The sequence below is a fragment of the Persicitalea jodogahamensis genome (genome assembly GCF_014651615.1).
In the GTDB taxonomy this organism is placed as follows: domain Bacteria; phylum Bacteroidota; class Bacteroidia; order Cytophagales; family Spirosomataceae; genus Persicitalea; species Persicitalea jodogahamensis.
The window spans coordinates 534,493-555,343 of the sequence record NZ_BMXF01000004.1 but is presented as its reverse complement, the minus strand read 5'-3'; the positions used below and the strand labels follow the sequence as shown (position 1 = coordinate 555,343).

Sequence of the window (20,851 nt, the reverse complement as noted above, 5' to 3'; positions counted from 1 at the left end):
TGGTGACTAATCAAGGTACCTGGAATATACATATTGACACCGGCGGCACTTTTACCGACTGCATCGCTCATGACCCATCGGGTAAAGTACATCGGATCAAGGTACTTAGCAGTGGTACCCTGCGGGGTAAAATTATCCGGAAGATTGACCCGTATAATTATAGTTTCGAAGCGCCCTGGAACCACAATGGTGCACTGCTGGAAGGCTACACGGTACGTATTCCTTCCCGAAATATTAGCACCAAACTACTGGCGGTTGACTATCGCAACCGAATTTTAACACTGGAAGAAAATATTCCGGCATTGTCCAATATAGACTTCGATCTCACCAGTGAAGAAGAAGCGCCGGTTTTAGCGATTCGCTTGGTAACCAATACTAAACTGGGATTGCCTTTCCCAAAGATCCAGCTGCGTATCGGCACGACGAAAGGTACTAATGCACTGCTCGAAAAAAAGGGGGCCAAGACTCTTCTGGTTGTCACAAAAGGATTCAAGGATATTTTAAGAATCGGCACCCAGCAACGTCCACACCTTTTCCAGCTTAACATTCCCGAAGTCACTCCCTTATATACCGACGTTTTCGAAGTAGATGAACGACTGGACTCGGCGGGTAAAGTACTTGGAGCCTTGGGGCCGGACGAATTGGAGAGGCTACTGGAATATCTGGAAAACGGGGAGTATTCGTCGGTAGCCTTATCGCTTTTGAATGCTTACCGTAATCCAACGCACGAAAACCTGATCGCCGATTACCTTAGGCACAACAGCCGGTTCCCTGTTTCATCGGCCGTAACGCTTTTCCCCCAAATCCACTACCTCCGTCGAACCCAGACCGCGGCCGTCGACGCCTACCTTGCCCCCATCATTGGCGCTTATCTGAAGAACATCAGGAAAAGTATGAAAGAGGTCACCATCCAGGTGATGACAAGTGCCGGTGGATTGGTCAGGAGCGAAAATTATCATGCAAAGGATAGCCTTCTGAGTGGCCCCGCCGGCGGCATGATTGCCGCCTCTGAGCTGGCAAGACAACTTGGGTTCCAAAAAATTCTGACCTTCGATATGGGAGGAACCAGCACGGATACTGCCCGTATCGACGGCCGGCCTGTCCTGAGCTACCTTACTCAAATCGATGGTTATGAGATGCTCAATCCCAGTTTCGCCATCGAAACTGTAGCTGCCGGAGGCGGATCGGTTTGCTGGTACGATGGCTACACTCTTCGCGTTGGACCGCAAAGTGCCGGAGCAGATCCAGGCCCTGCCTGTTATGGCGCCGGAGGGCCATTGACCATCACCGATGTCAATTTGCTATTGGGCAAACTCGATACCATTCAATTTGAGATTCCGATCAGCGTTGAAAATGCCATCGAGGCACTACATAAACTAATCGACGAAATCAGCTTTAAAACCGGAAATAACCTAAGCGGGCAAGAAGTTTTGTCAGGCCTTGAACGAATCGCCAATGAAAAAATGGCCGAAGGAATCCGTAAAATTTCGGTCAGCAAAGGGGTAGATCCGGTTGAATATGCCCTGATGACATTCGGTGGCGCAGGAGGGTTGCACGGATGTCAACTTGCCGAACTACTTCATATTAAAAAAGTCATTATTCCGCATGAGGCAGGAATTTTCAGCGCAGTGGGTATGGGGCAAGCCAGGTTGAGCCGCATCGCCACCCGTCAAATCCTGGCTGATTGGGAGCAAAGTCAGTTGCCGCTACCGGGTTGGTTTTTAGAAATGGAAACTGAATTACGCAAAGTACTTCTGCAGGAGGGCATAGAAGATACAGAGCGAGGATTCTCTTCGGTTTTTCTGCGATACGCGGGGCAGGAAACGACGATTGAGGTACCTTATGAAGGCGGGAACACGACCGATATTTTTTTGCAACAGTACAGAAACCTCTACGGTTACGTGCCGGAAAACCGCAAAATCGAGCTGGAAAGCATACGAATTCAAGTTCAGGAAAAAGTGGATTCCACACCTTCTTTTCCGATGGAAGCAGAGCCAGTTTTTATTCAGGCAAAAGAGAAATTGAAAGTACCATTTGATCCAGGGAGAACTATCGATGTCTATCGCTTCGACGATCTTAAATCTGGACACTCTGCCGCTGGGCCCTGTATTGTCACGGCTCAAAGCTCTACAACCTATGTACCAGCGGGCTGGGCGTTTGCCATGCAGCCGAGTTTGGATTTGATCTTGAATTTGGAACAGGACAAGGCTCCATCGACAAGCGAAGCACAGCCGGAAGAGATTGAGCTGGAACTCTTCACCAACCGCTTCTATGCCATTGCCGAAGAAATGGGTGCGCAACTTCAGCGCACTGCCTTTTCAGTCAACGTGAAGGAGCGGCTTGATTTTTCTTGCGCATTGCTTGACGCTGACGCAGAGCTTTTAGTAAATGCCCCCCATATTCCAGTCCATTTGGGCAGCCTTGGGTTGTGCGCCCGCCTCGTGCGGGAAAAAGTAAAAATTCTTCCAGGCGATGTAGTGATAACCAACCATCCCAAATACGGGGGATCGCACTTGCCTGATGTTACCTTGCTGGCAGGTGTATTCACCAAAGAAGGAATCTTAGTCGGTTACGTGATAAACCGGGCGCATCATGCCGAAATCGGTGGTAGTCGCCCTGGCTCCATGCCCCCGGACGCTGGTTATTTATACGAGGAAGGGGTCACTATTCTCCCCCAGTATCTCATAAGAAATGGAGAACCACAGTGGGATGCTGTCCGTGCCTTATTCAATGAAGGCCCCTACCCGACCAGGATGTGGGCTGAGAATGAGGCGGACATGGTGGCCGCGTTGTCTTCCCTGCGCAAAGGCCAAGACGATTTATTGAAGCTTGTCGATCAGCATGGTTTGGAAAGGGTCCACTTTTACATGAGAAAACTTAAAACCAATGCCCAGCAACAATTACAGATCGCACTGCAACCTTACTTAAACAAAAAAATGGCCGCGTCAGAATTCCTGGACGACGGCTACCGGATTTCTGTCAGCATAGAAGTCAATTTGGAAAGCATACTTTTCGATTTCAAAGGCACATCCGACGTTCATCCGTACAATCTCAACGCCAACCTAAGTATCCTCCATAGTGCAATTCTTTACGTACTACGCCTTTTGGTAAATAAAGAAATTCCGCTTAATGATGGATTAATGAAGCATGTGCAGATTCAACTACCCGAAAATTCATTGTTGAATCCACATTTTGAGGATGATCCCCGACTTTGCCCGGCGGTAGTCGGCGGAAATACCGAAGTGAGCCAACGCTTGGTAGATACTTTACTTAAAGCTTTTGAACTAGCTGCCTGCAGCCAGGGCACCATGAATAACTTCCTGTTCGGCAACGACCGGCTTGGCTATTACGAAACAATTGGGGGCGGTACAGGGGCAGGCAAAGGGTTCACAGGTCGTTCGGGGGTGCACCAGCACATGACCAATACGAGAATCACCGACGTTGAAGAGGTGGAACGGCGGTATCCCGTCCGGATAAGGCGCTTTGGTATACGACCTGATTCTGGCGGGAAGGGTCATTGGCGTGGTGGGGACGGGATTACCAGGGAATACGAGTTTCTGGATGATCTTGATGTTACTTTGCTGACGCAGCACCGGTACTTTGCTCCGTATGGAATGGCCGGTGGCGGAAGTGGTCAAACCGCGGATGAAACCATATTACGCGCCAACGGAAAAATCGAAAAGTGTCCCGGGACGTGTAGTGTTTCGGTACATAAAGGCGACCGACTACGCATCGAGACACCAGGTGGCGGCGGGTATGGGGAAGAAATTTAGATAATTGCTTTCCGGTACCTGATGGTATCTGCAGGTTTTTTTTTCAATTATATTAACCCATCTTTTATTAAAAAGCCACCCATCACGCCCAACATCCATTAAAGTAAGTGAAGTTTATATCGCTTGGAAAAGGTTTTTCGCGGATGCTCTTTTGGTCAGTTATTTCGGCGGCCTTTATCGGCCCCGGAACTGTAACTACCTGTTCGTTGGCAGGCGCCAGCTACGGTACTTCATTACTGTGGGCATTGACTTTCTCTATTCTGGCCACAATCGTACTACAAGAAACGGCGGCGCGGCTGACGCTTGCTTCCGGAAAAAATTTGGGAGAAATAATGCTGCTTCGCCACGGATCGGGCGGTATTTGGATTTGCCGGCTTCTGGCATTTGGTGTTATTCTCGGGTGTGCCGCTTACGAAGCCGGTAATCTTTTAGGCGCAGTAGCTGGACTGAAGCTAATTGCCGAGCCCCCTTCCTGGATTTTAAGCATCGCCATAGGTATTGCGGCGTACTTTGTACTGGCTATTCGCAACATATCAATATTAACCCGTTTGCTGGGCTTGATTGTCTTTATTCTCGGATTTGCTTTCATTCTTGTGAGTATTCAGGCATTTCAAGATCCCTCCCGAATTGTAGTCAATAGCTTGGTGCCAAATTTTCCAGAAAACTCAGCCCTGGTTATCACCGGGTTGATCGGAACGACAATTGTCCCATATAATTTGTTTCTTGGTTCGGGGATTGGCCAAGGACAAAGCGTGGGTGAAATGCGCCAGGGAATTATCCTGGCAGTTTTGATTGGCGGTTTGATCTCGATGTCGATACTACTGGCCGGAACCTTGATTTCAGGAGATTTTTCCTTCCAAAATGCCGCCCGGGTTTTAGGTCAAAGTCTAGGCCCGTCGGGAGAAATTTTATATGCCGTTGGGCTTTTTGGCGCTGGATTCACCTCCGTCGTAACTGCACCTTTCGCCGCTGCAATTACGGCAAAGTCCCTGCTTTCTGTCAGCCCGATTCAAACTACCTATGTCTGGAAGAGTGTACTGTGTTTTGGTGTAATTTTCGGCTTGCTTCAGATCAAGCCGATTCCGGTGATTTTGGCTGCCCAGGTTGCCAACGGCTTACTTCTACCATTCGTGACCTGGCAGCTTTTCAGATGCGTGAACGACACAAACATCCTTCCTGAAAAGTTCATTAACTCTAAAGTCCAGAATATTTTTTTGATCCTGATTTTTTTGGTTACGTTGTTTTTGGGAGGAAACAGTATTTTCAGGGCACTTATTTAAATCAAATAGAGTACGGTGTGGGGCTTTGCTTCGCCACGATTCACCACCGCCAACCGGCCTTCAGGCCCAACCACTGCGTCTGTTTGGGTGCGGCATTGTAGTAGCGACCACCGAAGGCATTGAGATCATACCCCATGCTGTAAATGTCTGCCGAAACCAATTCGGCAGAGGCCGAAAGTTCCGAATAAAAGTGTTTGTTCCAGTTTTTGTTCCAGTTGAGGCGCAACATAAACTGATCAAAACCGGGGGCTTCTACTGAATTGGCATCGTTAAGAAATATACTGCCGACATGCTGGTAGGTTACGAATGCAGCTACCCCACCAACAAGGAAAATATCTAATCCGGAATTTTGGCTAAAAGCCGGAACGCCTGGCAAGCGGTTTCCCCCAAGTTCGTCCTGGCCTTGCTGATAATTACGGAAACGGTAGCTGGTGGCAGTCCCGGCATTCCAGATTTTTACGTCACGCAAAATCCCGGCATTTTTGAGCAAGGTATAGTCGACCCGCCACTCGATTCCCTTTTGGTCGGTCCGTCCAGCGTTGATAAAAAATTCTGCCCCTTGTTCATCCGAACGACGGACAATAGTTTCTTTGAGAGAAAACTGGTAGGCTGTCACATCAAGGCGCAACCTGTCCCCTACCCGGCGCAAGGATACCTCCCGATTAAATCCAAACTCTGGTTGTAATTCATTGCGGAATCCGCCAGCCGACGGCCTAACCTCTTGTAATGTGGGCGGTGAGTAGCCCGAGCTAAGCGATGCCGTTAGTGACCATTTTTGGCCAAGCGCCTGGTTAATGGCCACCCGAGGACTGATTATGTTATCGAATTTCCGTTGTTCTTTGGTGTAGGGGGTAGGAAAAAACCTTTCATAGCCAAAACGGTTGGCGTTGAAACTTGCCCCTGCATTTAGAGTGAGAGAGCGAAATAGTTTGATTTCGGCTTGGGTAAATGCCGTCAGCGCATTACTCCGAATATCCTCCGATGTCTGAAAACCATTGGGTACCCCTTTGTCATTGTTGTAGTTGCGTTGGGTAGACTTACCGTACTGCCATTCGAAACCGGATGTCCACTGTAAGTTCAAGTTTCCGACATCACCCGAGAATACCCAGATATTTCTTCCACCAAATCCTAGTTCATTCCGCTTTTCATAATTGGTAATAAATGGGTTGTCGAAATCATTTGTCGTTGTATACAAAGACAAGGATTGGTCCCAATGCCCAGATAGTGCGAGCTTGTGCTGAATACCAAAAAGCGAATATTTAGAATAGATACCTGCATTCTGTGTTTCGCTCCCCGGCAATGTTGCTGTCGGTTGCCTGGCTTGGGTCGGGTCTTTCTGATATTGAGCAAGGTTGATACCGCCCGGTGTCTGATAATGCAGGTCAGAGTAGATGCCCAGAAGCGAAAGCGTGGCCTTATCGCCAATTTGGGAGGTTGAATTAAATTGAAAAACGTCGCGTACCATGTTGCTTTGCCGGCGGTAGCCTTCCTGCTGTTGGTGTCCATACCGTACCGAAACGTCCCCTATGCTGACTTCTGTATTGCGACTCTGGTATCCGTAACTTCCAACCCCCAGTGCCTGCTCTACTTTATTTTCACCTAATGGAGCCGCCGTGGAAAGCAACACAACCCCACCCGTTCCGGCTCCATAAACGCTACTACCCGGGCCTTTAATGATTTCCATCCGGCTCACTGATCCATAATCCAGCGAATTGAGAGGTGTATTCCCATTCGCGTCAGTCAGCGGGATTCCATTCCAATAAAACTTCACGTTCCTGACTCCAAACGGAGACCGAAGCAAACTACCCCGGACCGAAAAGCGATAGCTGCCCGGCGAACGCTCCTCCATTCTGACCCCAGGAACCGAATTGACTGCATTTGTAAATGTCGTAGTCGCATACCGTTCGAGCGTTCTTGGGCTAACCACGCCTACCGAGGCGGTAGTCTCCAAAATATTCCGGCGGGACTCAAACGCATTCACCGTCACTTCATCTAGCTGTGTGGTAGATAAAGAATCCGATTGCGCGAAGGCAGGGAGGGACAAAAACAAATATGCGATCAGCGATAAAAAATACGGGTGCACCCAGCCGATAAAAATTTTCATGGAACTATTTGTTAACTATTGAGGCCGCAGAGGGCATTCAGAAATTTGCTAAGCTGACAAAAACATTGGTTATTAACATATGCGATCTGTGAGTGTTCGCTCAATTATTTGCAGCAGTGCTTAATAGAATAGATTTCAGCGAATAGTATTAAAAAAATAAGACCCTGATAATATACCAGGGTCTTATTTATGTGCGAAACTTCATCTGGCCTGTTATGCGCCAACCGAAGCGCGGATGATATTCAGCGCTGAGCCCGCCTTAAACCATTCGATTTGCTGTTGGTTATAGGTATGGTTTACTGGGAACTCCTCAGAAGTACCATCTGCATGATGCAGTTTGATAGTCAGCTGTTTGCCGGGAGCAAACTCAGTCAGTCCCAGAATATCGATTGTATCGTCTTCCAGTACTTTGTTGTAATCTGCTGGATCCGCGAATGTCAGACCTAGCATGCCCTGCTTTTTGAGGTTTGTTTCGTGAATACGGGCAAAGGATTTTACAATAATGGCCCGCACGCCCAAGAAGCGTGGTTCCATGGCCGCATGCTCGCGGGAAGAGCCTTCACCGTAGTTTTCATCGCCAATAACGACGGTTCCTATGCCTTGCGCCTTGTAGATACGCTGTGTAGCAGGTACCTCGCCGTATTCTCCAGTCAGCTGGTTTTTGACTGAATTGGATTTATCATTATAGTAATTGATCGCACCAATCAGCATGTTATTGGAAATGTTATCCAGGTGTCCGCGGTACTTCAGCCAGGGGCCGGCCATTGAAATATGGTCGGTGGTACATTTCCCTTTGGCCTTAATCAAAAGCTTTAACCCTTTAAGATCAGTACCCTCCCAGGCTTTGAACGGGTCGAGCAGTTGCAGACGATCAGATTCTGGATCAACTTTCACCTGTACCTGGCTGCCATCTTCGGCGGGCGACTGATAACCGGCATCTTCTACATCGAATCCCTGAATAGGCAATTCGATGCCACGTGGCTCATCCAGCATAACCTCTTCACCGTCTTCGTTCATCAATTTGTCCGTCATCGGGTTGAACGTCAGATCGCCTGCAATGGCAAAGGCTGTAACGATTTCAGGCGAAGCTACGAAAGCATGCGTGCTGATGTTACCGTCGTTGCGTTTGGCGAAATTCCGGTTGAAAGAAGTGATGATAGAGTTCTTACGGGATGGGTCGTCCATATGCCGGGCCCATTGACCGATACAAGGACCACAGGCATTGGCCAGTACTACACCACCAATTTTTTCGAAAGTATCGAGAATTCCATCACGCTCGGCGGTGAACCGCACCATCTCTGAACCAGGCGTGATCGTAAATTCGGCTTTCGCTTTGATATTCTTTTTGGATGCTTGTCCTGCCACGGAGGCAGCGCGGGTCATATCCTCGTAAGATGAGTTTGTGCACGAGCCAATGAGGCCTACCTCCAGACGCTCAGGCCATTCGTTTTCAACAACGGCTTTGGCAAATTTAGACAGGGGCCACGCCAAATCGGGAGTAAAAGGTCCGTTGATATGGGGCTCAAGAGTAGTAAGGTCGAGTTCGATCACCTGATCATAGTACTCTTCGGGATTTGCATAAACCTCCTCGTCTGCCCGAAGATGTTCCCGCACTTCGTCGGCGGCATCTGCGATATCCGCACGCTCGGTAGAGCGAAGGTACTCGGCCATCTTCTCGTCATAGGTGAACAGGGATGTTGTTGCCCCGATTTCAGCCCCCATGTTGCAAATGGTACCTTTACCAGTGCAGGAAAGGCTCTCTGCGCCGGGACCGAAATACTCCACTACATAGCCGGTACCGCCTTTCACGGTCAGCTGACCGGCTACCCATAGGATAACATCTTTGGCGGAAGTCCAGCCAGAAAGCTTTCCAGTAAGTTTCACACCAATCAGGCGCGGCATTTTCAACTCCCAGGCAAGCCCGGACATTACGTCGCTGGCATCGGCACCACCCACACCGATGGCGATCATGCCAAGGCCACCTGCGTTGGGCGTGTGCGAATCAGTTCCGATCATCATTCCACCGGGAAAGGCGTAATTTTCCAGGACTACCTGGTGGATAATACCCGCACCAGGCTTCCAAAAGCCCAATCCGTATTTATCAGAGACTGAAGATAGAAAATCGTAAACTTCCTTATTACGGTTCTTGGCAATTTCCAGATCCTTTTCCGCACCTACCTCTGCCTGAATCAAGTGATCGCAATGCACAGTGGAAGGCACTGCCACTTGCGGGCGACCGGCTTGCATGAATTGCAACAGTGCCATTTGGGCCGTGGCGTCCTGCATCGCAACACGGTCCGGCGCAAAATCTACGTAAGCTTTGCCACGTTCATATATTTGTGTGGGGGCACCTTCCCAGAGGTGGGAATACAATATTTTTTCGGCTTGGGTAAGGGGACGACCCACAACTTCGCGGGCGGCGGTAATTCGCTGTTCCATGCGGGCATATACACCCTTAATCATGTCTAAGTCAAATGCCATAAGGTTGGTTTTGCTTCTTTTTAATTGATAGTTTTCTTGAAAACATAAAAGTACGAAATTTCGGCGATTTTCAGCCTAAGACCCTAGTCAGGACGCCAAATTTAAAAGCCCTCTAAATACGAAAATCGACCATAATAGGCGCAATGAATGAACCTTTCGGCGGATATTCTTGCTAAATACAGAAGCAAATTCCAGACTAAATCGTTTAATGTTACCTCCCGTGCATTTTCGTATCAGGCTCAAGATTTGCAAGAAACTCCTCTATATTTGACACTTATTCAACACCATTTCCTACAAATTCAACCTATACCCTGCTATGTCGAAAAATCTGGTGATCGTAGAGTCGCCGGCCAAGGCCAAAACCATTGAAAAATATCTGGGATCCGATTTTACAGTAATGTCTAGCTACGGTCACGTGCGTGATTTGCCCGCAAAGGATATGGGAGTAGACACTGAAAACGGGTACGAACCGGTTTATGAAGTTTCCAGTGATAAGATTAAAGTAATAAATGAATTAAAAAAGATGGCCAAAGGGTCCGAAGTTTGGCTGGCAACGGATGACGACCGTGAGGGTGAAGCCATCTCATGGCACTTAAAGGAAGCTCTTGGTCTGCCTGATTCCACCAAAAGGATCGTCTTTCGGGAAATAACCAAAACAGCCCTCCAATCGGCCATCAGCAAACCGCGGACAATTGATATTGACCTTGTCAATGCCCAACAGGCACGACGGATATTGGATCGCCTTGTGGGATATGAATTATCCCCAGTACTGTGGAAAAAAATCCGCATCGGCAAATCCTCCCTCTCAGCCGGTCGGGTGCAGTCAGTTGCCGTTCGGGTAGTCGTCGATCGGGAGAGAGAAATTGAAGCATTTGAGTCCAAGAGCAGCTATAAAATTACGGCAGTTTTCGACCTGGGAAATGGAAAGATTCTGAACGCTGAACTACCCAAAAACTTTGCCAGTCAAGAACTTGCGGAGGAATTTGTTAAAAAATGCGTTGGGGCCATTTTCCAGATTAAAAACCTCGAAACCAAGCCTGCGAAAAAATCCCCGGCTGCGCCTTTTACTACTTCTACCCTGCAGCAGGAAGCCTCCCGAAAACTTAGTTTTTCGGTTTCTCAAACCATGACGGTTGCCCAACGACTTTACGAAGCGGGGAAAATCTCCTACATGAGGACAGACTCCACCAACCTCTCGGGGGAGGCTATGCAGAAAGCAAAAGACCAGATTCATAAAGAATACGGACAGGAGTATCATAAGGAGCGTGTATTTAAAACCAAGTCAGAATCGGCGCAGGAAGCGCACGAAGCTATCCGCCCCACTGACTTTTCCACTCTGGTGGGTAGTCGGGACCGAAACGAGCAGCGTTTGTATGAACTTATCTGGAAACGGGCTATTGCCTCCCAAATGTCCGACGCACAGTTGGAGCGCACTACAGCGACAGTAGGCATTTCCACCACTTCCGAGCAGTTGGTTGCCCAGGGCGAGGTAATCAAGTTTGAAGGCTTTTTAAAAGTATATCTGGAATCGAGCGACGATGAAGATGAAGAGCAAAAAGGAATGCTGCCGCCGCTCAACATCGATCAAAAGCTGGATTTGGATGTCCTGAAAGCGACGGAAAGATTCACCCGTAATCCGCCGCGATTTACGGAAGCTAGCTTGGTAAAAAAACTTGAAGAGATGGGTATAGGACGTCCATCTACCTATGCCCCTACGATCTCCACCATCATTCGTCGCGAGTATGTAGTCAAAGAAGACCGTGAGGGTCAGGAACGAAAGTTCAATGAGATCACGCTTAAGAATGACAAGATTCAGAAACAGGAAAATACAGAGACATTTGGCAATGAAAAAGCCAAGTTATTCCCGACTAGTGCGGGGATGATTGTCAATGACTTTCTGGTTGCCAATTTCGATGACATCGTTGACTTCTCATTCACCGCTCATGTTGAAAAGGACTTCGATAATATTGCGGACGGCAAGGTGCAGTGGCAGGATATGATCGATGGCTTTTACAAAAAATTCCACCAAAAGGTCACTGATGCAGAAGGTGAGAAAATTGATAAGAGCCTGACTACCAGGCTTCTTGGAGAAGACCCTGAAACCGGTAAGCCAATTAGCGCCAGAATCGGCCGATACGGCCCCTATGTACAAATTGGTGATGCCGAGGATGAAGAAAAGCCCAAGTTTGCCAGTTTGTTGAAGGGCCAATTGATGGAAACCATTACGTTGGAAGACGCGCTGGAACTGTTCAAACTACCCCGTGAGGTCGGCTTTTTTGAAGATCTCGCTTTGGTGGTCAATATCGGAAAATACGGGCCGTACGTCAAACACGATGGAAAATTCTATTCGTTGGAAAAAACGGACGATCCGATGGCGGTTACGCCGGAAAGGTTGATCGAAATCATAGAGGCCAAACGCAAACTCGACAGCAATCGACTTATCCGGGAATACGATGAAAATCCTGAAGCCAAGGTTGTCAATGGCCGCTATGGTCCGTATATATCTTTTGGAAAGCGGAATATTAAGATCCCGAAGGATATGGAACCCTCCGAGCTTAGCTATGACGATGTGTTGAAGCTTGCCGAAGGTCAGGAAGATAAGGCCCCTGCCAAAGCCCGCAAAAAGGCGGCTCCTAAGAAGAAGGCCGCGCCCAAAAAGGCCAAAAAAGCTTAATGAAAAAACTGGTTGTTCTTTCCGGAGCAGGCATTAGCGCCGAGAGCGGGATCAAGACGTTTCGGGACAATGGCGGTCTGTGGGAGGAGCACAGGGTAGAGGACGTTGCCACACCGGAAGCCTGGATTCGTGACCCTGAGCTGGTACTTAAGTTCTACAATGAGCGACGCAGGCAAGCAATGAACGTAAAGCCCAATCGTGCCCATTTTGTATTGGCCGAGTTGGAGGAACACTTTGACGTTTCCATCATTACGCAGAATATTGATTCACTGCACGAGCTTGCCGGATCGAGTAAGGTGGTGCATTTACACGGCGAGCTTTTCAAATCGCGAAGTACCCGTGACCCTGATTTGGTGTATCCAATTGAAGGTTGGGAATTGAAGACGGGCGACTTATGCGCCAAAGGGAGTCAACTTCGGCCCCACATTGTTTGGTTCGGCGAGCAGGTTCCTATGATGACTGTGGCGACTCAAATCACCGAAGAAGCTGATATTTTTGTGGTGATAGGTACTTCATTGGCAGTTTATCCCGCTGCCGGACTTGTGTATTACGTAAGGAATGAAGCTCCCATCTATCTTATCGACCCCGTTCAGCCAGATATAACGCTAAGCAAGAAAATGAAATTTATAAAGGAAAAGGCCACGGTTGGTGCTGAAATATTATTCGACGAATTAATCAAGGTGGCATGAATTTGAATATCGTATGAATCAGAGTTTGGAAAAAAATATCGTATTAAATAATGGCATTGAAATGCCGATTTTGGGACTGGGTATTTATGCACCAGGCGAAAAGAATGAAGTTCGTAGAGCAGTAAACTGGGCCATCGAGGCGGGTTATCGGCTAATCGACACCGCTAGCGTGTATAAAAACGAGGAGGAAGTCGGACAAGGAATTAAAGACAGCGGCATCAGTCGAGATGAGTTGTTCATCACCTCCAAAGTATGGGATGATCAACAAGGGTACGAAAGTACCTTACGGGCCTTTGAGCAAAGTCTGGAACGACTTCAGACTGATTATCTGGATTTGTATCTGGTACATTGGCCAGTTAGTGAAACGCGTAGAGAGACATGGCTGGCGTTAGAGAAGCTCTACAGCGACAAGCGGGTCCGCGCTATTGGTGTATCAAACTACTACGAATCGCACTTGGATGAATTACTAGGTTATGCCTCTGTGACTCCGGCTGTCAATCAATTCGAACAAAGTCCATTTCTCTACCTGCCCGATTTGCTGAGCTATTGTAAGGAAAAAGGTATCCAGCCTGAAGGCTATGCGCCTTTGGTTAGGGGGCTCCAACACAAAAATTCCGTCCTGATGGCAGTGGCTGAAAACCACGGCAAGTCCACCTACCAGGTTTTAATTCGCTGGGCGCTGCAGCATGGCATTGTCACCATTCCTAAGTCTACGAACCAGGAGCGAATAAAAGCTAATTTCGATGTTTGGGACTTTGCTATTACTGACGCGGAAATGGATCAACTTAATAAGCTTGACGCTGGCATTCGCGTGGCCAATGATCCAAGAGATTATTAGTCTTATAACGAAACAATACCGTCTGTTTTCGGCAAAGTCGAAATCCTGCAATTCATAAGTCCTTTAAGATGCGCAACGACAAGCCTTTATAGCTGATTGGATGGATCGATTAGCTATTGTTCACCTATTAAAATTCACCAAAATTACTGTATGCAATTACTTGACGGCAAGGCACTTTCCAACATTATTAAAGCAGAAATTAAGGAAGAGGTAGATAAATGGACGGCCAAAGGCGGCAAAAAACCACATCTGGCGGCTATTCTCGTGGGCAACGATGGCGCGAGCGAAACCTACGTGGCTTCTAAAATCAAGAGTTGCGAACAGGTTGGATTCACTTCTACCTTTGTTAGGTTGCCAGAGAACACTAGTGAGGAGGATTTGCTGAATGAGGTTCATAAACTGAACAATGATGCGGACGTGGACGGATTCATTGTCCAACTACCACTACCAAAACATATTTCTGAGAATACGATCATGGAAGCCGTCGCCCCAGCCAAGGATGTGGACGGCTTTCACCCAATCAATGTTGGTCGGATGTGTAAAGGGCTTCCAGCCTACTTATCAGCTACCCCATTCGGCATTCTGGAAATGCTGGAGCGCGCCAAAATCGAAACCTCGGGCAAGCACTGTGTGGTTATCGGCCGAAGTCAGATAGTAGGTCTGCCAATGGCAATTTTGATGCAGCGAAACACCTACCCCGGCAATAGTACGGTGACCATTTGCCACAGCCGTACGCAAAACCTGAAAGAGATTTGTAAAACAGCCGACATTCTTGTAGTTGCCCTGGGACGCCCCGAGTTTGTGACAGCCGACTATGTTAAAGATGGGGCCGTGGTAATTGATGTAGGCATCACCCGCGTGGCGGATGAGACCAAAAAAAGTGGATTTGCGCTCAAAGGGGACGTAAAATTCGATGACGTTGCTCCATTAGCCAGCCATATCACTCCGGTTCCCGGCGGTGTGGGGTTGATGACCATCTGCGGTTTGTTGACCAATACCCTAAAAGCCGCCCGTCGGGAAGTATATAATTAGGGTAGACTCAACCCACTTAAATTCAGGTAGGACAGGTTAGACTTCTTGCAAATTCTGCTTTTACTAAAAATTTTACCAATTAGTCGGTAATTGATTCAGAATCAGAATGTCACTAGTCAGTAATAACATCAAGTACCTCCGCCGGTTGAATGGCCTGACCCAGGAGCAGTTCTCGCGTAAGATTGGTATAAAGCGTTCGCTGCTTGGGGCCTACGAAGAGGCGCGTGCCAATCCTAATCTGACCAATCTAAAAAATATGGCAGCTGCCTTTGGCGTGTCCGTCGATCATTTGCTTAAGAACGATCTTCGGCGGCTGCGGGAAACACCCGACCTGGGCATACCGTTTAACCCCGCGTTCAAGCCGATGGCTCCCTTAATACAGGATGACGCCCCGGTGCCAAATGCGCCGCAACCTTTATCAAACATAATTGCCAAATTTCAGCCCCCAAAGCCCTCATTGCGTATGGTGGCACGACCGATCGCTTTCAAACCCGTAAAGCCGGAGAAATTTGAACGAGCCTCGGCTCAGGCAGTATCGAATCCTCAGAATGAGCCTCTCAGATTCAACAATCATTATCAGGAAAACGGCACGTCAAAATCAGCTCCGCAAGAACCGGCGAAATCACCGCAACAATCCATCCAATGGGTAAATCGCAGTGAGGCTACCAACTACCTCAATAATTACCAAAACACTGCTTTTCTAAACCGTTTGCCCGTTTTCCAGATTCCGATTTTACCCTCGGGACATTACCGTGCTTTTGAGGCAGGGGACGATTTTAGTTTTCCAAACGCCCTGTTAATTGGTACTTTCGTGCGAAACTGGTATGATATCAAAGACGGAACTCATTATATCCTGGTCGTAAAAAACACGGGTATAAAATCCGGCAAAGTGTATAACCGGGTAAAAGACAAAGGAATTCTGCTCCTTCGATCTGACAATAAAAAGAATGGCGATCAGGAGATCGCCATTCGTGATGTACTTGAGGTTTGGGAAGTGAAAGCATTTGTTAGCTCGACGATGCCTGCTCCCAGCCCCTCCCACGAAGGATTGAAAAAAATCCTGGGTGATTTGCGGGATGAATTAAATCGTGATGCTTCAGCGGGCGGCTTCCTCACTTAGCTGATTCAGCAATTTATCGATTCGGGGCAGAACGATGCTATCGGAAGCTGGTTCAACCATCGTTTCACCGAATTCATACCAAAGACCATCCCCAAAGCTCAAATATTTCCCGCTGAATTTTGGTACTTCCCGGGTGGCATCGTCTACCAGAAAATCAGCCATGAATACTGTCCCCATTAATTCCTGTGTCCATTTCCAGGGAAGTTTTTTCAGCGCCTGGCCTCTCCGCTGCACAGAAAAATTGCGGTTTGCAAATTCTGCCGAGTAGTTTGTGACTAGTTCCCCTTGCCGGTCGATGTCGCGGTATTCGAGCTGGAATGGCTTTTCTTTTCCCGAAACTTCATAAATACCCTGCATTATCTCTTGCAGGAAATACTCAAATTCTTCGTTTTTTTCGGGGTAAAGTTTTATGGCTTCAGCGGAATCAATATTAAAAGCCAATTCGATACTATTTTCTGTCTCGTTGGCTAGGCGATCATGGTTGAAAGATTCCTTGGACAATAATTTTTCCAGCTCTTTTATCCAGACAGCATTCAGCTCGCCCTTCCAGGCATAATCACTGTTCAACTCGAAGCCCTCTTCCAGGATTGCCTCCTCATCCAATTCATCTCTGTCAAGATAACGCTGATCAAAATCAACCAGAAGCATATTCTCGGATTCAATCAAATCCAATGCATAGGAATAGGCATAAGGCGGAGGTGTAACCTCGGAGGTTTGAAACTTAATGGTCAGCTTGTGCCAACTGGCAGGTACTTTACTCATGGATTGCATCAAAATATTTGTGAGCGGTGGCTATTTTGTCAATTTTACCGGTCGGTGTTTGTTCAAATTTTTGCACAAAGTAAACAGCTTTCGGGGTTTCGTAAGGTTTGACATGATCTGAGATTTTGTTTATCAGCCCAGCGGAATCAAAAATACCGTTCTGCCTTTTTATAAAAATGACTAGTTTTTGTCCCAATATGTCGTCCGCCTGGTACCAGCAAAAATAATCATTGGCTGCATTCATTTCTTGAAGTACCTCCCCAACTACCCCGTCTAATTTGTCCAGGGATATTTTGACACCGCCAGAATTGATGACCGAATCGACCCGGCCTACCCAGTTGAATGAGTCAGGGGAAGTAATTTCGACAAGGTCATTAGTCTGTATAAGCTGGTTAGCAGTCACGGCGCCACGCAAATACAGGCACCCCCGCTCATCGGTTCCAGAATCAATTCCTGGCAAAATCTTATAATTCCCTTGGGAATTGGCACCGTTCAACCGTCTCAACGCAACGTGAGAAACGGTTTCGGTCATACCATAGCTTTGGTACACAGGAATTTTCAACTGGTGAATTCCTGACATCAGCGCCATTGGAACGGCACCACCACCCAGTAGGATTTTCCCCAAATTTTCAGCCATGGTACTCGTTCGTTGCTCACTCAAAATGGACGACAACTGCAAGGGAACCAGCGAGACGAAATCGAATTCTACCGTCTCATCCAGATTCATCAACGGATTGCTGCTTGGCTCGACAACTGTCAGCTCCCAACCCAGTTCCAGCCCCCTGACCATCATCATCATCCCGGCGATATACCCTACATTCAGGCACACGAGTGCACGCGTGCCTGTCGGCAATCCCAAGGCTTGTCCGGTCATCCGGGTAGACTCGATCATCTGGCGGCGTTGCAATGCGATTTCCTTCGCGGGGCCAGTGGAACCGGAAGTGTTAATGGAGAATGTCTCCTGCCCGGATAACCAGGCTAGGGCAAAATCATGGACTGATTTGAAGTAAGGTTCAGCAGGAATAGTTTCCTTTAAAATCCTGTCACGATGGGTTGTCCAACTTTTCATAGAGGTACTTTTGGGGACAAAGATCAAAAATTGATTTTAACCCCGTGGAAACAATGCGTATTTTTGGCGACCAAAAAATTTAGAGCTTACAGTTAAACCGACAATGAATCTTGGGGGCGCAGCCCCCCGGCATCGGAAATATGAATCACTGGATTGTCAAATCTGAACCCTTCAAATATTCGTGGGAGGACTTCGTTCAAGAAAAGCGCGGTGTGTGGGACGGCGTTAGAAACTACCAGGCACGAAACTATTTGCAGGAAATGAAGCGCGACGATCTCGTGCTTTTTTACCACAGCAATGAAGGAAAGGAAGTCGTGGGTTTGGCGAAAGTCGTGAAAGAGCATTATCCCGATCCAACGACCGATGATAATCGATGGGTAGTTGTGGACCTGGTTCCAGTGAAACGATTCCCCAATACAGTCACTTTGGCTCAGATTAAAGCCGATGAGCGGTTAAAAGACCTTTCCCTAGTACGTCAGTCACGGCTCTCTGTCCTCCCCATCCGCGCCGAAGAATTTGACATTATTGTTGGTTTAGCCCATGATTAAAAGTTCAATGCATTTACGCAGACTGTTTACCATTGCGTGGTGCGCCATTATTTTCAGTAACGTTTCGGCTCAAGATTTAAAGAGGGTCGAACTTCCTATTCCAGAAAAAAGCGAAACTTACCAAACTGTTCCCCTGGGAGAATGTGGCGTACTTCTTATCTCTCAGGCAGGAAGAAACGCTTATAACGTACAGCTGTTCGACACAAACCTCGAGCGACGCTGGTCGATTGATGGGACAATCGAAAACAACCTCGATTACGTTGCATCCACCTACGATGGGGGGTCGGTGTTTCTGCTTTTCAGCAGGTACCGGAGTCCAATTTACCAGATCGTTAAAGTGAACATCGGCCCGGGCTTCGTCGAAACTTTTACGATTAACACCCTCGATCGATTTGAAATTACCGATTTCAAATCACTGGGATACGCAATCTTTATGGCCGGGACAGTAAGGGATGAGCCCGTGCTGATTCATACCAACTTACATACTCAGCAAACTAAAATTCTGCCCTCTGCCATCCGGGGTTCCAACGCCATTCAGTCCATTGAAATTGACACCACACACCAATTAGTGAATGTCAGTTTCGCTGTAAAAAATCGCAAGGAGATTCGAATTGTGGCCCACACTTACGACGCATCAGGCCAGATGCACTCACAGGTGATGATTGAACCCGAGGACGATTATTCTTTCCTTAGCGGGAAACTGCAGATTCTAAGCGATTCGGTCAAGCTGATGATTGGCACTTACGGGTACCGCAACATGCAAAGCTCGAACAGCGCGGCCTCACAGGGGATGTTTATCAGTAAAATCGTATACGATGAAGTCCAGTATACCCGGTACCATAGTTTCACTGACTTTGCCAATTTCTTTTCGTTTATGAATGAGCGGCAACAGGAGAAAATGGAACGGAGAATCAAGCGCAAGAAAGATTCCGGTAGCGATTTAAAGCTGAACTACCGGCTGCTAGTCCATGACATTATCCCCAAGGGTGACCAGTACGTGATGGTTTCGGAAGTCTTTTATCCTGAATACCGGAGCAATAACAATAACATCCTCGGGATGAATTCCTTTTATGGAAATCCATATATGTACGGATCGCCTTTTGGGCGGGGGCTTTACAATCCCTATTTATGGAATCCGTTTTATGGTTCTCGCGGCGGAAACAGCAACCAGATTTTTGACGGATTCGTCTATACCCACGCCATCGTAGCCGATTTTGATAAGGATGGGCAGTTGTTATGGGATAACAGCTTGAATTTCGATAATGTGAAAAGCATGGAATTGAAGGAAAAAATCAACGTTCAGGTGTCAGATGAAGGTCGCACACAACTGGTATATAGCAAAGATGGGGCGATCACCAGCAAAATTATCAAAGGAAAGCAGGTAGTTGACAGTGGCAAGAAAGTAGAACTACCCACTGGCATGGAAGGCGACAAAGTACGCAAAACGTCAACCGACGATGTGGATTTCTGGTACGCCAACCATTACCTGGCCTGGGGCGTCCAACGGATAGTGAATCCCTCCGGGGACGTGCAAAGCCGGGGGCGTCGTGACGTGTTTTATCTCAATAAAATTACTTTCTGATTTTGCTGCTCCTTACCCCCACTCAACATTCTGACTACGAACTAATCGACACCGGAGGCTTTGAAAAGCTGGAAAGATTTGGAGCGTACATCCTTATCCGTCCAGAACCCCAGGCCGTGTGGGATAAAACACTCAGCCAATCTGAATGGGAAAGCAAGGCCCACGCCATTTTTGCCCGTGATAAAAACTCACAGGAAAAGGGGAAGTGGCAGCTTAACACCAGAATGCCGGAACGCTGGAATATTGCTTATGCCACGCCCTTGCTGGATTTGCAGGCCAGGTTAACTCTTTCCTCCTTCAAACACGTAGGCATTTTCCCCGAACAGGCAGTGAACTGGGACTTTATAGCCGAAAAGCTTAATGGGATTGCGGTGGAAAAACCAACGGTCCTTAACCTATTTGCTTATACGGGCATGGCTTCCCTGGCTGCAAAAGCACAAGGCGCAGACGTGACCCATGTGGATGCTGTAAAGCCAGTGATTAACTGGTCGCGCGAAAATATGGAGTTAAGCCGGCTTGACAATATACGATGGGTGGTGGAAGATGCCATGAAATTTGTGAAGCGGGAAGTACGGCGAGGCAAAAAGTACAACGGAATCATTCTTGATCCGCCCGCTTATGGTCGTGGACCCAACGGCGAGAAGTGGCTACTGGAGGAACAGATAAATGAGCTAATCGGATTATGTTCAGAATTATTGGCCCCTAAAAACCATTTCTTTATCATTAATTTATATTCGCTGGGGTTTTCAGCCTTGATTTTGGACAATTTGATAACCAGTCATTTTGGAAAAACTTCTGGCTACGAATCTGGTGAACTCTTCCTGCAGGATTCCAATTCGAAGAAGTTGCCATTGGGCGTCTTCGCCCGCTTCTCAGATTTGTAAATGAAAAATTCCAAT

The 20,851-nt window shown here is 47.7% G+C and carries 14 protein-coding genes; 10 read left to right on the top strand and 4 right to left on the bottom strand.

Annotation, left to right across the window (positions count from 1 at the left end; translation table 11 throughout):
• Window positions 1-2 precede the first annotated feature (2 nt).
• Entirely contained in the window at window positions 3-3,773 is a 3,771-nt protein-coding gene (locus IE117_RS20675; protein ID WP_189566681.1) for a hydantoinase B/oxoprolinase family protein, read from the top strand.
• 107 nt (window positions 3,774-3,880) lie between these two features.
• The gene (locus IE117_RS20670; protein ID WP_229581219.1) at window positions 3,881-5,053 is read left to right on the top strand and encodes an Nramp family divalent metal transporter; all 1,173 of its coding nucleotides are present in this window, start codon (window positions 3,881-3,883) and stop codon (window positions 5,051-5,053) included.
• Window positions 5,054-5,093: 40 nt separating this feature from the next.
• On the opposite strand, the gene IE117_RS20665 is transcribed toward IE117_RS20670, so the two are convergent.
• Both IE117_RS20665 and IE117_RS20660 read right to left on the bottom strand, forming a co-directional pair.
• Window positions 5,094-7,157, bottom strand: coding sequence for a TonB-dependent receptor (locus IE117_RS20665; protein WP_189566680.1), 2,064 nt, complete (start codon window positions 7,155-7,157; stop codon window positions 5,094-5,096).
• A gap of 213 nt (window positions 7,158-7,370) precedes the next feature.
• Complete coding sequence (locus tag IE117_RS20660) at window positions 7,371-9,638, bottom strand: aconitate hydratase (protein WP_189566679.1); 2,268 nt, start codon at window positions 9,636-9,638, stop codon at window positions 7,371-7,373.
• A 316-nt stretch (window positions 9,639-9,954) separates the two neighbouring features.
• On the opposite strand from IE117_RS20660, the gene topA reads away from it, so the two are divergent.
• From topA to IE117_RS20635, 5 genes are all read left to right on the top strand, one after another.
• Complete coding sequence (gene topA / locus IE117_RS20655; protein WP_189566677.1) at window positions 9,955-12,312, top strand: type I DNA topoisomerase; 2,358 nt, start codon at window positions 9,955-9,957, stop codon at window positions 12,310-12,312.
• Window positions 12,312-13,001: an SIR2 family NAD-dependent protein deacylase gene (locus tag IE117_RS20650; RefSeq protein WP_189566675.1), complete on the top strand. Its 690-nt coding sequence runs from the start codon at window positions 12,312-12,314 to the stop codon at window positions 12,999-13,001. The genes topA and IE117_RS20650 overlap by 1 nt, the downstream gene beginning before the upstream one ends.
• A 13-nt stretch (window positions 13,002-13,014) precedes the next feature.
• Window positions 13,015-13,839, top strand: a complete 825-nt coding sequence (locus IE117_RS20645) for an aldo/keto reductase (protein ID WP_189566673.1) — start codon at window positions 13,015-13,017, stop codon at window positions 13,837-13,839.
• A 150-nt stretch (window positions 13,840-13,989) separates the two neighbouring features.
• Window positions 13,990-14,871 (top strand): bifunctional 5,10-methylenetetrahydrofolate dehydrogenase/5,10-methenyltetrahydrofolate cyclohydrolase, encoded by an 882-nt coding sequence (locus tag IE117_RS20640; protein ID WP_189566671.1) that lies wholly within the window; start codon window positions 13,990-13,992, stop codon window positions 14,869-14,871.
• 106 nt (window positions 14,872-14,977) lie between these two features.
• Window positions 14,978-15,991 carry a helix-turn-helix domain-containing protein gene (locus IE117_RS20635; protein ID WP_189566669.1) on the top strand — a complete coding sequence of 338 codons (1,014 nt, stop codon included), beginning with the start codon at window positions 14,978-14,980 and terminating at the stop codon, window positions 15,989-15,991.
• Here IE117_RS20635 and IE117_RS20630 read toward each other — a convergent pair.
• Entirely contained in the window at window positions 15,968-16,753 is a 786-nt protein-coding gene (locus IE117_RS20630) for a hypothetical protein (protein ID WP_189566666.1), read from the bottom strand. The genes IE117_RS20635 and IE117_RS20630 overlap by 24 nt on opposite strands.
• A complete protein-coding gene (locus IE117_RS20625) occupies window positions 16,746-17,645 on the bottom strand; it encodes an AMP-binding protein (RefSeq protein ID WP_229581243.1) in 900 nt (299 codons plus the stop codon). The genes IE117_RS20630 and IE117_RS20625 overlap by 8 nt, the downstream gene beginning before the upstream one ends.
• 317 nt (window positions 17,646-17,962) lie before the next feature.
• Between IE117_RS20625 and IE117_RS20620 the strand changes: the two genes are divergently transcribed.
• Genes IE117_RS20620 through IE117_RS20610 form a run of 3 tightly spaced genes read left to right on the top strand, consistent with a single transcriptional unit; the run spans window position 17,963 to window position 20,836 of the window.
• Window positions 17,963-18,370 carry an EVE domain-containing protein gene (locus IE117_RS20620; RefSeq protein ID WP_189566662.1) on the top strand — a complete coding sequence of 136 codons (408 nt, stop codon included), beginning with the start codon at window positions 17,963-17,965 and terminating at the stop codon, window positions 18,368-18,370.
• A gap of 7 nt (window positions 18,371-18,377) precedes the next feature.
• Window positions 18,378-19,952 carry a hypothetical protein gene (locus tag IE117_RS20615; protein ID WP_229581216.1) on the top strand — a complete coding sequence of 525 codons (1,575 nt, stop codon included), beginning with the start codon at window positions 18,378-18,380 and terminating at the stop codon, window positions 19,950-19,952.
• Between the two features lie 2 nt (window positions 19,953-19,954).
• Entirely contained in the window at window positions 19,955-20,836 is an 882-nt protein-coding gene (locus tag IE117_RS20610; protein WP_189566658.1) for a class I SAM-dependent methyltransferase, read from the top strand.
• Window positions 20,837-20,851: the final 15 nt, after the last annotated feature.